This window comes from Xylophilus sp. ASV27, assembly GCF_016428875.1.
Classification (GTDB): domain Bacteria; phylum Pseudomonadota; class Gammaproteobacteria; order Burkholderiales; family Burkholderiaceae_C; genus Xylophilus.
The window spans coordinates 1-13,735 of record NZ_JAELTO010000116.1 but is presented as its reverse complement, the minus strand read 5'-3'; the positions used below and the strand labels follow the sequence as shown (position 1 = coordinate 13,735).

The window sequence follows — 13,735 nt, the reverse complement described above, 5'->3', positions numbered from 1 at the left end:
TGGCGCACTTCGCGGTGCGCCAGCTCATGGAGCAGGCCGCCTGGGGGCGGCAACTCGATCCGGACCGATTGAGCTTCGTGCACGCCTTGCGCGTGATCAAGCGCAAGATGCCGCAAGCTGCGGCCATCCCCCCCTGAGCGCTTGCCACAGTGGTGCGAGGCGATGATCCAGGAGATCGGCGCCGGGCGCAGCGTGGGCAGCCGTGGGCGCCTCAACCCGCGCGGCGTCAAGCGCAAGATGAGCAACTTCCAGCTTCGCCATCGCGGCGAGTTGCTCCATCAGGCGCATCAGTCTGTGCCTTTGCTTCTAATATGAACAGTATTGGCGCTAAGCCACAGCAATTGAGAGCCGCATTTTTGTAGCTTCAGCACAGAAAAAGGGCCGGTTCAAGATCTTCAACAATTGTTATCGGGGTGAAAAGTCGATTTGTTACATCGATTTCTTTCCGGGACATTTGTTAGGATCGCGGCTTCGAGGTCAGACGACGCAGATCGCTCCCGCCCGCAAGCGCACTTCGGTGCGCTTTTTCAAGTTGTTCAACTTGCACGCGATCGCCGCCGTATGGAGCGGGGCCGCGTGTGGGCGTAGCTGCTGGGACCTCGAATGCGTGTTCTCTCGATTTTCGGTACCCGACCTGAAGCCATCAAAATGGCGCCTTTGGTCATTGCAATGCGCAATGAGCCACAGATTGAAAGCATTGTGTGCGTTACCGGGCAGCACCGCGAGATGCTGGCCCAGGTCATGGCGCTCTTCGATCTGCAGGCCGACCATGACCTTCACGTCATGCGCCCCGACCAGACCCTGAACGGACTGTTCTCCCGACTCGTCGGCAGCGTGGACGACGTCCTGCAGACCGTGCAGCCCGATGCCGTGCTGGTGCATGGCGACACCACTACCGCGGCGGCCTGCGCTATGGCTGCCTTCCATCGGCGCATCCCTATTGGCCACGTGGAGGCCGGCCTGCGCAGCGGCGACATGCAGTCGCCCTTTCCCGAAGAGATGAACCGCCGCGTCGTGGACTGCATGAGCCAGTGGCTGTTCGCGCCCACGCCATCGGCCCGCGATGCCGCTGCGCGCGAGGGCGCCGCCGGCCGAATCTGGGTCACCGGCAACACGGTGATCGACGCGCTGGCCACCACCATCGCCAAGTTCGATGCCGACCCGGTGCTCGATTCGAATCTTGCCGCCCGCTACCCCTGGCTCGACGCCGGCCGCAAGCTGGTGCTGGTGACCGGCCACCGCCGCGAGAACTTCGGCGACGGTTTCCGCAACATCTGCGCCGCGCTCAAGGAGCTCGCCGGCCGCAGCGACGTGCAGATCGTCTATCCGGTGCACCTCAATCCCAACGTGCAGGACGTCGTGAAGGAAACCCTCTCGGGCCTGCCCAACGTCCACCTCATCGCGCCGCTGGACTACCTGGATTTCGTCTGGTTCATGCGCCGCGCCTACCTCATCCTCACCGACTCCGGTGGCGTGCAGGAAGAGGCGCCCTACTTGGGCAAGCCGGTGCTGGTGATGCGCGACGTCACCGAGCGTCCCGAGGCTGTGGCGGCCGGCACGGTGCGCCTGGTGGGCACCTCGCACAGCCGCATCGTGCAGGAGGCCCGGCGCCTTCTTGACGATGAGGAAGTTCACGCCGAATTCAGCCGAAAGGGTAATCCCTATGGCGATGGGCACGCCTGCCAGCGCATTGTGGATGCCCTGTGCAACCGCCCGTTTGCCGAATTCCGTCCCTGAGCCGCGCCCGGCCCATCGCTTTTCCCATCGCTTCTCGTGTTACCCCGGAGCTTTCTTATGGCCTCTAGTCTTTCGCGCCTGAAGCACACCTCCAGACTGATCTGCATGATGTGCTTGAGTGCCCCCGTCCTGGCACTGGCCAGTCCGGCAAGTGATGCGCTGCAGCGACTGCAGGGGGACGTGTGGGTGACGCGCAGCTTCGCGCTCTCCGACCTGGGCTTCAACGACGCCGTGCTGATGAATGGTTTCGATTCGAAGCAGGAGTTTTACCTGCCTGTGCCGCGCAGCTTGCCGCTGGCAGAGGCCTCCATTGACTTCAATGGCCGCTATTACAAGGCCGAAGAAGGCCGCACATGGATGATGCTGTCCGTGAATGGCCGGCCGGCTTTCTCGCGCCGGATCGAATCGCCCGAGGGCGATGCCAGCCAGGTACTGAAGGTAGACACTGCCGTGCGCAGCAACGGTTTTCTGCGTTTGAGCGTGAACTGGCGCAACAACGTCGCCCAGCGCATCTGCGAGGTGGAGCGCTCCACCGGCAACGTGTTGTCGGTCGCTCCCGAGACGCGCTTCAACTACCGGTTCAACAGTCGTGCGCTGACCAGCCTGGCCGATGCCTGGCTGACCCTGCCTGCGCGGCCCACGCTGCTGGTGGCGTCTCGCAACCTGTCCAAAGCGTCGTACGACACCGCATGGCGCATGGGCGTGGCGCTGGAACAAGCGGGCCGTCGCGTGCAGATCAAGTCCTTTCCCGTGCCGGGCGACACCATCAACACCAGCGGCTGGCAGGTGCCGGCCGGGCTGGCCGCGCTGCCTGCCTTCGCGGGGCTGGCCAGCGGCAATGCCCGGTATGTGCTCAAGGATGACGCTGAAGTCGGTGCGCTCATCGTGCTCGGCGCTGTAGAGGCGTCTGGCGACATCCTGGTGTCCGACGCCGCACTGCAGCAGCAGATCGGCAAAGCGCTGAACGCCTTGGCCGCACAGTTCGGCACCGATTCCGCAGCTGTCCAGGCCTTCGCCGGCTGGCGTGGCCTGCAGACCGCTGCCGGCACTGAGGCGCCGGCGTCCCACCAGATCAAGCTCGAAATCCTGGGCGCGCGCCCGGTGATCGTGCTGTCCGAAGACGCAGGCGCCCAAGCTGCCGGTGCCTTCGCCGACGTGTGGCGCAATGTGCTGAACTCCCGCCAGGTGGTGGTCAACAAGGCGGAAGCCCCGGAGGTGGATGACCGATCCGTGCTGCGCTTGGCCAACGTTGGCAGCGAGGCGAGCTTCCACGTCGTCTCACGCGGCGACTGGACGGCATCGCTGCCGCTGAGTTCCGTGGCCGTGAATGGGCGCATGCCGTCCGACATCGTCATCGACGTCGCTGCCGCTCCCGGTGCTTCGTCCACACGGCCCGTGGCCTCGGTGTTCTGGAACGATGTGCTTCTGTCTGCCAAGCGCCTGGAGGCTGATGGCCGTCCCGAGCGACTGGACGCCCGCGTGCCTGGCTATGCACTGGGCTTGAACAACGTGGTGCGCGTGTCCTTCCAGCGCCAGCCGTATTCCAACGACTGCAACGAAATGCCGGTGGGCTTCCCCGTCAATGTGTTGCCCACCAGCTACGTGAAGGCCGGCGACTCCGAGTCTGACGGATCCTTTGTGGGCATGCTGCCGCTGATGTCCGGCGCACCCGTGATAGCTGTCCCCGCCTCCTATCTGGCGGACGCTCCCTCCAGTCTGATGCGCCTCGTCCGCATGGCCGTGGCCTCCGGCGTCACGCCGGTGCGCGCCGAATTCGTCGTCGCTGAAGCGGGCAAGCCGTTCTCGCCGTCCAAGCCTTTCCTGGCAATGCAGGTGCCTGTGCACGGGGTTGACTCCAAGATCCAGATCAAGGATTCCCAATTGCGCATCAACGGCAAGAAGGCGGCCTGGCTTGAGGTGGATGGCCTTTCGCGCCTGAGCACTGCGGAAGTCAGCCGATCGAAGGGTTATTACGGCCTGATCTGGCAGGCGTTGGGCGAGCAGCCCGCCCAAATGCAGAAGGCGTTCGTGCTCAACCGTGGCGACATCGCCATCATCGGCTCCGAGGGGCCTGTGAGCTGGGTGGACAGCCACAACCCATCCGCCAGCGAGCCTCCGCGAGCCGGGGAAAGCGCGTTCTACGAATGGCGCCGCTATCTCTCTTGGGGTGTGATGCTGGTGTGCGTGTTGCTGCTGGCACTGCTGCTCTTGCTGGTGAGTGCCCGCCGTGTCCGGCATCGCAAGGACCAGTCATCCTGATGGCGTGCAAGACGCTGCCCTCCGTTGCTCGCTCGCCTGCTTGATTGATTGAAGAACCGGCATGTCGCTGTACTGGCCCTACCTCTTTGCTGACTACTACCACTGGCTGGAAATCCTGACGGCGGTGGTCAGTGTCGTCATCCTGTTGTCCAGCATCGATGACCTGTTCATCGATGTCTGGTACTGGGTGCGCGAGCTTTACCGGGGAGTGACCGTGCGGCGCAAATACAAGCGCCTGACCGCGGCGGAGCTGCGGGAGCGCCCTGAGCAGCCCATGGCGATCATGGTGCCCGCGTGGCTCGAGTACGACGTGATCGCCCCAATGTTGAGCAACATGGTCTCGATGCTCGAGTACAAGAACTACACCATCTTTGTCGGCACCTACCGCAACGACGCGCGCACCATCGCCGAGGTCGAGCGCATGCGCCGCCGCTACCGGCAACTGGTGCGCGTCGAGGTGCCGCACGACGGCCCCACCTGCAAGGCCGACTGCCTCAACTGGATCGTGCAGGCGCTCTTCAAGCACGAGAAGCATCTGCCCGCGCCTTTCGCCGGCGTGGTGCTCCACGACAGCGAAGACGTGCTTCACCCATTGGAGCTCAAGTACTACAGCTACCTGCTGCCGCGCATGGACTTCATCCAGCTGCCGGTCACTTCCCTGGAGCGCAGCTGGTTCGAACTCGTCGCCGGCACCTACATGGACGAGTTCGCCGAATGGCACAGCAAGGATCTGGTGGTGCGGGAGAGCCTCTCGAGCATGGTGCCGTCCGCTGGCGTGGGAACCTGCTTCTCGCACCGGGCGCTGACGGAACTGTCGCTGACTACCGACAACCAGCCCTTCAACGTGGACAGCCTGACCGAGGACTACGACATCGGCACACGCCTGAGCCGCATGGGCATGAAGCAGATCTTCGGCAAGTTCGACGTCGATTACGTCATCCGGCGCATCTCCTTCTTCGGCCTGGGGCGAGAGAAGGTCGGCTCCATCCAGATGCCATTGGGCGTGCGTGAATTCTTCCCGGACACCTTCCGCACGGCGTATCGCCAGAAGGCGCGCTGGACGCTGGGCATCGGCCTGCAGGGCTGGGAGCAGGTGGGCTGGAGTGGATCGCTGGCAACCAAATACCTGCTGTTTCGCGACCGCAAGGGCCTCATCACCTCGTTTATCGCCATTCTTGGCTACCTGCTGATGTTCAACTTTCTGTTGTTCTACATTGCCGATGCAATGGGGTGGTGGACGGTGTATTACCCGTCGGTGTTTCCTCCCGGCGGCTGGTTCCTGACCGTCATGGGGCTCAATGCCTTCGCACTGCTGATGCGGGTGGTGCAGCGCGCGTACTTTGTGACCAGAATGTATGGCTGGGAGCATGGCGTGCTGTCGGTGCCGCGGATGATCGTGGGCAACTGCATCAATGCCATGGCGGCGGCCCGGGCCTGGCGCCTGTTCCTTTCAAGCAAGCTCTTCGGTACCCGCTTGGTGTGGGACAAGACCATGCATGACTTCCCCTCAGCCGACCAGTTGACCCAACGCCGCCAGCGATTGGGTGAGGTGCTGCTGTCCTGGCGCGCGATCGACGACGTGCATCTGGAACAGGCGCTGAGGCTGCAGGCCGAATCAGGGCGGCCTCTGGGACGGATCCTGTTGGAAAACGGCTGGCTCGACGAAGGCACGCTGAACGAGGCGATTCTGTTCCAGGAAGAAGAAGCGGCGCTGGCCGCAGATGTACCCCATGGCAACAAAGGCGCCCCAGAGGCAGTACCCGCATGAACCGGTTGAGCAATCGCACGATCCTCGCGATCGCCCTGGTCGCCGTATGGCCCATCACGCCGGCACTCGCGGCGGCGGGCCTGGAGCACGCGGCACGCCATGGTCAGCCCGACGACGAGCTGCCGCTGCATCGGGCGATGAGCTACACCCTGTCGGCTCCGCCGAAGAATGCGCCGCGGCCCACGGCGCTGCCCAGCCCCGTCCAGACCGCCTATCCGCTGCTGGACCCGCGGGATGCGATGGCCCGGCGCGTGCGCCTGGAATATGCGCTGCACGCCAGTCCGGATGTGGACCCGGTGGGCAGCCTGCCGCTGCTGGTGGCGTCGGCCCAGGGCCGCGCAGCCGCCGCCGTCAGCATCGAGCACGAGAAGCTGCGCGCCCGTCTGGAGGCTGCCCTGCGTGCCTACCTGGAGCAGGCCTCGGCCGATGGCGCGCGTGCGCTGCCTCTCCCGGGCAGTCCCGACATGGTGGTCGGCATGCCGGTCCCCATGCCCCTGTGGCCTGCCAAGTTCTATGCCGTGTCGTCGCGGTCGCGGCCCATCTATCTGCCGGCTGAGCCTGCGGAGCCCGCGCCGAGCACGCCGGTCGCTCCGCGCGGTGTGATCGAACTGCCCCCGCCGCTCGCTGGCAGTGACAATGCCGCGCGCGAGCGGCCGGCAGCCCAGGAGCGGCGCAAGCGCCGCACGCGGTCGGCGGCTAGCGCCCCGAAAGATACGCAGGCCGGACCGGTGCTGCGCGGCCGGGTCTGGCGCCTGGCCAATGCCGGCTTCCGTGCCTACGACCGCGGCCGTTACGAAATGGCTCTGCAGCTGGCCGACCAGGCCCTGCGCCTGCGCCCCGACGTGGTCCGGCTGCATCTGCTGCGCATCTACGCCCTCGAAAAGCTCGGCCAGCGCGACGAGGCACTGCGCGCCGCGCAGCAGGCCAAGGCACAGGGCCTGGACAGCCCCGAGCTCACCGCCGCCGTGACCAACCTGAGCCCGCAGCCCGCAGGCACCGGTGCGCCCACGACGGAGGCCTACCGCAAGGGCTTCCCCATCGCGACCGTGGCCTACGAGCAGTACAACGCCGGCAAGTACGCCGAAGCCGCCAAGACCGCCGAAGAGGCCGTGCGCACCGATCCCACGCAAGGCCCCTGGGTGCTGCTCTGGCTCAACGCGCTGGAAAGCGACCAGCGTTTCGATGCCGCCATCCAGGCCGGCAACGAGGCCCTGGCGCTGGGCGCGCCCAACCGCGACGAGATCGTGGCCCGGGTCCGCCTGGCGCGCCAGGCCATCGCCAACCAGTACGCGCTGAAGGCCTACGAGGCGCTGTCCAAGAACAAGCTCGCCGACGCCGTCCAGAGCGCACGCGAGGCCGTGCGGCTGGCGCCCGACGTGGCCAGCCACCAGCTGCTGTTGATCGGTGCCCTGCAGAGCGCGCAGGAGCTGCCGGCCGCCGAACAGGCCGCGACCGCAGCGCTGGAAGCCGACCCCGAAAACACCTCCATCCAGTTGCTGCGCGCCTATCTGCGCCAGCAGCTGGGGCGCTCCGAGGCCGCGCAGCAAGATATCGATGCCGTGCTCGCCCACGACTGGATCGACGATGCGCAGCGCCGCGACACCCGCCTGATCGGTGCCGACCTGGCGCTGGCCGCCTCCGACCCCGAGCGCGCCCTGGCGCTGCTGGCCCCGCTGCCTTCGGGCGATGCCCAGGCCGACCAGCGCCGGCAGGCCGCAGCCAAGATCGGCGGCTGGGGCTGGAGCACGGCCGACAAGCTCGACGTCGCCGCCTACGCGCCCTTGCAGCTGTGCCGCGACACGCCTTACGGAACGGTCTGCGAAGTGCATCCCTGGGATGCCCCCGGAACCGACAACCCCGCCGCACGCGCCTATGCCGCCTATGGCCAGAAGCGCTATGCCGACGCCGTCGCCCTGGCGCGCCGCGCCGTGGCGGAGCAGCCCGACAACGCGGCCAACCAGAACCTGCTGACCATCGCCCTGGCCGCCGGCACGCCGCCCGAGCGCAAGGAAGCTCTGGAGCGCCTGGACGTGGCCCTGAAGGCGACGCCCGACGACGCCGCCATGCTGCGCCAGCGCGCCTACCTCTATCTGGCCGACGACCAGCCGGCGCTGGCGCTGCAGGACTTCGTCGCCGCGCGCAGCACCGGCCAGGCGCCGCCCACCAACATCCTCGACGAGGCCTACGCCACGGCCGCCACCGGCAACCGCCCAGCGGCTGCGGCCATGCTGCGCCAGGCCATCGACGACGCCGATGCCGGCAAGCTGCCGCTCGACGCCCAGCAGCGCTTCGACACCCGCAGCGCCGTGGCCAACTTCTCGCGCGAATGGGGCGCGACGGTCTCGGTCGGTTACCGCGGCGCGCGATCCGCGTCCAACGGGCTGGTGGGCCAGCCGGTGTCCGTGCCGGGCGACTCGGTGTTCTCGACGGCCGAGGTCTATTGGCGTCCGCCGGAGTTCCTCAACTCCACCACGTCCACCTTCGATGTCTATGGCCGGATCTCCAACACCCTGCGCAGCGGCACCGACCGTACCGGCTCGCAGGTCGTGCAGAACCCCTGCGGCGGCGGCGGCACCATCAACGTGGGCGATTCCAGCTTCCAGGGCGTGTCCGGCCTGCCGACCACCACGGGTGCGATCGGCGCGCGCTACACGCCTTCGACGGCCGCCAACTTCACCTTCGGGCTGGAGCGGCAGTTCCTGCTGGGCAGCGCCACGCGCAGCGGCTCGCTCAACCCGGCACCCGACGACGTGCGCTGCCAGCTGAACAACCAGGCCGCCGCGGTTAACTACGAATCGAGCCGCGGCACCGGAGGCTGGCAGGCGTACATGCTCTACGGCTTCTACGACGGCACGGCGCTGCGTCTGGACACGACGAGCTGGTACACCATGGAGGGCTACCTCCAGGCCGGCTACACCATGCTGGACACCCCCGTGCGCTACACCGTGCGCAGCGCCACGGGCGAAGTGCTGGCGAGCGACCGTGGCCGCCTCAAGCGCGGCCAGGGTTTTGCCGCGGGCGAAGTGCGCGTGGGCCGCAGCTTCCTCTCCTCGTACAGCGACCGGCTGGTCATCTTCCCGCACATCTCCGTCGGTGCCGACTGGTATTCCACCCGCAACCGCGCATCGGGCGTTCCCCTGGCGGGCAACGACTCGTTCGACCTGACGGGCAACGGCCGGTCGTGGTCGATGGGTGGCGGGCCCGGCGTGAACTTCCGCTACTGGCCGGCCGGGGACCGCTACAACGCACAGCGTTCGCATGTGGACCTCAGCGTGCAGTACCGCGCCAACCTGGGCGGCGGCGATGCCAGCCGCTCCAAGGGCGTGTTCATGAACCTGTCGTACTCTTACTGACCTGTGGCGCAGGGGCAGGTGCCGGATACCGGCGCGGCTCCCTGGCCTCTTCAACCTCTTCACTTCGTTGCCATGATGAACCTGCCTGCCGCTTCCTCCCCCGCATTCAGCCGCCGTTCCGTGCTGGCCTGGTTTCTGGGCCTGGGTTGCGGCCTCGCGCTGCCCGCGGCCGCCCAGCAGCCCCAGGTGGACACGCTGGCCGTGATCGGCAAGGACGGCTACCTGTTCGCCGGCTGGGGCAATGCCGCCACGCCGGACTGGGCCGGTATCGATGCGACCGTCGCGCGCGTGTCCGAGGTGCGCAAGCTGCTGGCGGCCATGGGCATCGCCCTGGTGGTGCCGGTTCTGCCCGACAAGATGGCGCTGTACGAAGACAAGCTGCCCGAGGGCATGAGCCTCTCGCCCCAGATGCGCACCCGCTATGCGGGCATCCTCGAGCGGATGCGTGCGGCGGACATCCCCACCTTCGACGGCGACAGCATCCTGCGCGGCCTGGTGCGCAGCGGCCAGCCCGTCTATTACCGCACCGACCAGCACTGGACCCAGCCTGCCGCCGACGCCACCGCGCAGGCGACGGCCGATCTGATCCGCTCCCTGGTGCCCCAGTTGGCCGGGGCTCCCGGCACCGGCCTCGCCCTGGGTTCGATGTCCAACGAGCGGCGCTTCGGCGATCTGGCAGACCGTTTCCTGTCGCCGGAGCAGCGCAAGTCCGTGGGCCGCGAGATCTTCTCGGTGCGCCGCGCCGTGGAGGCCGACAGCCTGCTGGGCGAGGTGCAGGCCCCGGTGCATGTCACGGGCAACAGCATGGTGCAGCCGTATTTTGGCTTCCCGCAGAAGCTGTCCAACCTGCTGGACCGGCGCGTCTCGGTCAACTGGAAGCCGGGCGACGTGGGCTTCTGGTCGATCCTGCTCCAATACCTGGAGTCGGATGCGTACCGCAAGCAGCCGCCCCAGGTGCTGGTCTGGCAGCTGTTCGAGCCCAACTTCCACCTGGGCCCCGATGCGCGCGGCCTCTGGGACGCGGCTTCCGTGATCAGCGATGCGGATTGGAGCCGCAGGCTCAAGGCCGCGCTGGCGTCCTGAGCGATGGCGTCGCCTTCGCCTTCCCCCTCTTCATGTGACGCATCCCAGGCCGGCCACCGACTGATCGCCTGGGTGATCGGCCTCGTGCTGGTCGTCGGTTGCGCCTGGGGCGTTTTCCGCCTGACCCGTCTGCAGTTCGACGCCGCGGACTTCCAGCCCTCGACCTGGGTGGACGGCCATGCCGGCAACCAGCTCAACAAGGCCCTCGGCGTGCTGCCGGGGCAGGGCCAGATCGATCTCTGGAGCGCCGCCCTGCGCTACCGGCTGCTGGGCGATCTGGGGCCGCAGGTCGCCGAAGGCTGCCCGGGCTGGCTTTTCTATCGCGACGGGCTGCGCCCGCAACCCGGCAACGAAGGCGCCTTCGACGAGCGCCTGAAGCTCATGCGCGCCTGGACGGAGCGGCTCGCCAAGGCCGGCATCCGCACCGTGGTGGCGGTCGTGCCCGACAAGTCGCGCATCGAGGCCGCGCAACTGTGCGGGCTGCGCGTGTCGCAGCCCATGCACGCCAGGATGGATGCGTTCCAGCAGGCCCTGGCCGAGCAGGGCGTGGCCCATATCGACCTGCGCCCCACGCTCGCCGCGCTGCCGCAGGCCTATTACCGCACCGATGTGCACATGGCGCCCGCAGGCGCCGAGGCGGCGGCCGGCCAGGTGGCGCAGGCTGCGCTGCCGGTTTTGGGGGGCAAGGGCGCGCAGGCCTTCGACGACGTGCGCGGCAACGCGCCCGAGCCACGCATGGGCGATCTCCTCGTGCTCGCGGGCCTGGAAAAGGCCCCCGAAGGCTGGCGCCCGCCGCTCGAGAGTTTCGTTCCCGAGCAGATCCGGCCCGTGCAGGCCGGCGGCCTGCTGGACGAAGGGCCTGCCGCCGAAGTGGTGCTGCTGGGCGACTCCAACGGCCTGCGCAGCGAATTCGCCGGGCGGCTGGGGCGCGCCCTGGGGCGCGAGGTGTGGAATCAGAGCCAGGACGGTGGCTTCTTCGCCGGAGCCATGCTGGGCGCCCTGGGCCGGCAAAGCCAGTGGCCCGCCAGCCTCAAGGTTGTGGTCTGGCAATTCTCCGAACTCTCGCTCTCGCTGCCCCTGAGCGCGGCGGAACGCAAGGCGCTGGCCGAACTGCGCTGACACGGCATGCTGTTCAATTCCTATCTGTTCCTGTTCCTCTTCCTGCCGCTGGCGCTGGGCGGCTACTACGCCCTGGGCGCCGTGCGGCTGCGCTGGGCCGCGCTCTGGCTGTGCGTGGTGTCGTTCGTCTTCTACGGCTGGTGGAACCCGCGTTTCGTGGTGCTGCTGGCGGCGTCCATCGCCTTCAACTACGGCGTGAGCCTGCTCATCGTGCGCAGCGCCGGCCAGGCCCGGCGGCAGTGGTGGGTGGTGGCCCTGGGCATCGCCTGCAACCTCGTGCTGCTCTTCTATTACAAGTATTTCGCGGCGTTGGTGGGCGAGTTGCACGACTGGGGCTGGACCGCCACCCGGGTGGACGACATCCTGCTGCCGCTCGGCATCTCGTTCTTCACCTTCACGCAGATCGGCTATCTGCTCGACTGCAAGGCGGGCATGGTCAAGTCGCCCAGCCTGCTCAACCACACCTTGTTCGTCACCTTCTTCCCGCACCTGATCGCGGGGCCGGTGCTGCACCACAAGGAAATGATGCCGCAGTTCGCGGACCCGCAGAACTACCGCTTCAAGGCCGAGAACCTGTCCATCGGCGGTACGCTGTTCGTGATCGGCCTGGCCAAGAAGGTGCTGTTCGCCGACACCATCGCCCCGTATGCCGATACGGGCTTCGCCGACCCGTCGCAGCTGGGGTTCTGGGGCGCCTGGGGCACCAGCCTGGCCTATGCCATGCAGCTGTATTTCGACTTCTCGGGCTACTCGGACATGGCCATGGGCCTGTCGAAGATGTTCGGCATCCGCTTCCCGCTGAACTTCAATTCGCCCTTCAAGGCGCCGTGCATCATCGAATACTGGGCGCGCTGGCACATGACGCTGACGCGCTACCTCACCGCCTACCTGTATTACCCCATGGCCATGCGCCTGTCGCGCTGGCGCATCCGGCGCGGCCTTCCGGTGGGCTCGGTGGGCAGCCGCACCGCGGGCGGCTTCACGATCATGATCGCCTTGCCCACGCTCTACACCATGGGGCTGGCGGGTATCTGGCATGGGGCTGGCTGGCAGTTCTTCATCTACGGCCTGCTGCATGGCAGCTATCTCTGCATCAACCATGCGTGGCGCATCGTCATGGGCCCGCGCATCGCTCCCACCCAGGCCTGGAGCCGCTGGCTGTGGCGCAGCTTCTGCGTGCTGCTGACCTTCGTCGCGGTGATGGTGGCGCACGCTTTCTTCCGCGCGGCGGACGTGCCGCAGGCGGTGGATTTGCTCAAGGCCATGGCGGGCGCGAACGGCATGGAAGACATCCGCGCCTCCTTCGCCGGCCTGATCGCAGGCGACGCGCCGCCGAGCCTCTGGATCGGGCGGAACCTGCACGCCGTGTATCTGGTCCTCTTGCTGGCCATCGTGTGGCTGGCGCCCAATTCTCACCAGATCCTGGGACACTGTTCACCCGCCCTCGCCAAGCCGCAGGAGGCCACGCCGGCCTGGCTGCGCTGGCGGCCCAACAGGGCTTGGCTGGCCGCCACCCTGGTGGTGCTGTTCCTGTGTCTGGTCAACCTGCACCGGGAAACCCGCTTCCTCTATTTCCAGTTCTGACGCGAGTTCGCAGATGCATTGCTTTTCCATCCGTTTCCCCCTGCGTGGCCTGATGCTCTCCCTGGCGCTCGGCGCCGCGGCGAGTGCCGCCTTGGCCGAAGAGGGCGCGCTGTCGCAGCTCTACGCCGCGCGTCCGCCGGCCGGCTCATCGTTCGTGCGTGTGGTCAACCCTTCGCCGGCCAAGCTCCAGGTGCGCGTGGCCGAAGGGCCGGTGCAGCGCGTCGGGGGCGAGCTGCCCGCCACCAGCTACGCCATCGTGGCCGGCGGGCGCCGCTTCAGCGTGCAGGTGGACGGCAAGCCGGCCGCCTCGCTGGAAGTGAAGCCCAACACCTTCAGCACCCTGGTGCTGCGCCGCGAGGGCGCCCAGTTCGCCTTCACGCCCATCGACGACACGGCGGAAACGCCCGATGCGCTCAAGGCCGAACTGCGCTTCTACAACCTGGCGGAGGGTTGCGCCAAGGCGCAGCTGGCGCTTTCGCCCGCCGGCACGCCCGTGTTCCGTGATGTGGCGGCCGGTGCTTCGGCTGCGCGCTCGGTCAATCCGGTCAAGGCCAGCCTGAGCGGCCAGTGCGGTGAAGCCGCCACCGCTGCCCAGGCGCTGCCGGCCCTGCAGCCGGGCGACTACCTGAGCCTCTTCCTGGTCGGCCCGGCTGGCAAGCCGGTTCTGGTGATGCAGCCCAGCCGCACCGACCCGGTCAGGCGTTAAGAGCGGCTAACAAAACAAAGGGAGGTTGCGAGCACAGATGACACAACAAGCCAGGGAAAGCAGCGCGACATGAATGTCGATGCGGCGCTCGAAGCGGGTCCGCAGCTTGCCAAACGCGGCCAGCCA

General features: G+C 67.3%; 9 protein-coding genes and 2 pseudogenes. 10 read left to right on the top strand and 1 reads right to left on the bottom strand.

From position 1 onward, the window contains the following. The 10 genes and pseudogenes from JHD63_RS19045 to JHD63_RS19000 all read left to right on the top strand — a co-directional run. Positions 1-137 (top strand): annotated as a pseudogene (locus JHD63_RS19045) (IS4 family transposase); the annotation flags it as partial. Positions 138-162: 25 nt separating this feature from the next. Continuing rightward, positions 163-315 carry a hypothetical protein gene (locus JHD63_RS19040; RefSeq protein ID WP_198972382.1) on the top strand — a complete coding sequence of 51 codons (153 nt, stop codon included), beginning with the start codon at positions 163-165 and terminating at the stop codon, positions 313-315. Positions 316-603: 288 nt separating this feature from the next. Continuing rightward, positions 604-1,737: a non-hydrolyzing UDP-N-acetylglucosamine 2-epimerase gene (gene wecB, locus JHD63_RS19035; RefSeq protein ID WP_198972381.1), complete on the top strand. Its 1,134-nt coding sequence runs from the start codon at positions 604-606 to the stop codon at positions 1,735-1,737. 57 nt (positions 1,738-1,794) lie between these two features. Then, positions 1,795-3,996, top strand: coding sequence for a cellulose biosynthesis cyclic di-GMP-binding regulatory protein BcsB (locus tag JHD63_RS19030; RefSeq protein WP_198972380.1), 2,202 nt, complete (start codon positions 1,795-1,797; stop codon positions 3,994-3,996). A gap of 61 nt (positions 3,997-4,057) precedes the next feature. Next, positions 4,058-5,764, top strand: a complete 1,707-nt coding sequence (locus JHD63_RS19025) for a glycosyl transferase family protein (RefSeq protein WP_198972379.1) — start codon at positions 4,058-4,060, stop codon at positions 5,762-5,764. After that, positions 5,761-9,117, top strand: a complete 3,357-nt coding sequence (locus tag JHD63_RS19020) for an NfrA family protein (RefSeq protein WP_233168436.1) — start codon at positions 5,761-5,763, stop codon at positions 9,115-9,117. Before JHD63_RS19025 ends, JHD63_RS19020 begins: the two co-directional genes overlap by 4 nt. A gap of 120 nt (positions 9,118-9,237) precedes the next feature. Beyond that, positions 9,238-10,200 carry an alginate O-acetyltransferase AlgX-related protein gene (locus JHD63_RS19015; RefSeq protein ID WP_370590581.1) on the top strand — a complete coding sequence of 321 codons (963 nt, stop codon included), beginning with the start codon at positions 9,238-9,240 and terminating at the stop codon, positions 10,198-10,200. Between the two features lie 72 nt (positions 10,201-10,272). After that, a complete protein-coding gene (locus JHD63_RS19010) occupies positions 10,273-11,319 on the top strand; it encodes an alginate O-acetyltransferase AlgX-related protein (protein WP_370590580.1) in 1,047 nt (348 codons plus the stop codon). A 6-nt stretch (positions 11,320-11,325) separates the two neighbouring features. Further along, the gene (locus JHD63_RS19005) at positions 11,326-12,903 is read left to right on the top strand and encodes an MBOAT family O-acyltransferase (protein WP_198972376.1); all 1,578 of its coding nucleotides are present in this window, start codon (positions 11,326-11,328) and stop codon (positions 12,901-12,903) included. A 52-nt stretch (positions 12,904-12,955) separates the two neighbouring features. After that, on the top strand, positions 12,956-13,609 hold the full coding sequence (locus tag JHD63_RS19000) for an alginate O-acetyltransferase AlgF (protein WP_233168431.1): 654 nt from the start codon (positions 12,956-12,958) through the stop codon (positions 13,607-13,609). Positions 13,610-13,615: 6 nt separating this feature from the next. Here the strand turns inward: JHD63_RS19000 and JHD63_RS18995 are convergent. Continuing rightward, positions 13,616-13,735: pseudogene (locus JHD63_RS18995) on the bottom strand (IS5/IS1182 family transposase); the annotation flags it as partial.

Excerpts from the sequence above, each read along its gene's own strand:
- JHD63_RS19020 (WP_233168436.1), top strand. The coding sequence starts at position 5,761 with ATGAACCGGTTGAGCAATCGCACGATCCTCGCGATCGCCCTGGTCGCC.
- wecB (WP_198972381.1), top strand. The coding sequence starts at position 604 with ATGCGTGTTCTCTCGATTTTCGGTACCCGACCTGAAGCCATCAAAATG.
- JHD63_RS19000 (WP_233168431.1), top strand. The coding sequence starts at position 12,956 with ATGCTCTCCCTGGCGCTCGGCGCCGCGGCGAGTGCCGCCTTGGCCGAA.
- JHD63_RS19030 (WP_198972380.1), top strand. The coding sequence starts at position 1,795 with ATGGCCTCTAGTCTTTCGCGCCTGAAGCACACCTCCAGACTGATCTGC.
- JHD63_RS19005 (WP_198972376.1), top strand. The coding sequence starts at position 11,326 with ATGCTGTTCAATTCCTATCTGTTCCTGTTCCTCTTCCTGCCGCTGGCG.
- JHD63_RS19040 (WP_198972382.1), top strand. The coding sequence starts at position 163 with ATGATCCAGGAGATCGGCGCCGGGCGCAGCGTGGGCAGCCGTGGGCGC.
- JHD63_RS19025 (WP_198972379.1), top strand. The coding sequence starts at position 4,058 with ATGTCGCTGTACTGGCCCTACCTCTTTGCTGACTACTACCACTGGCTG.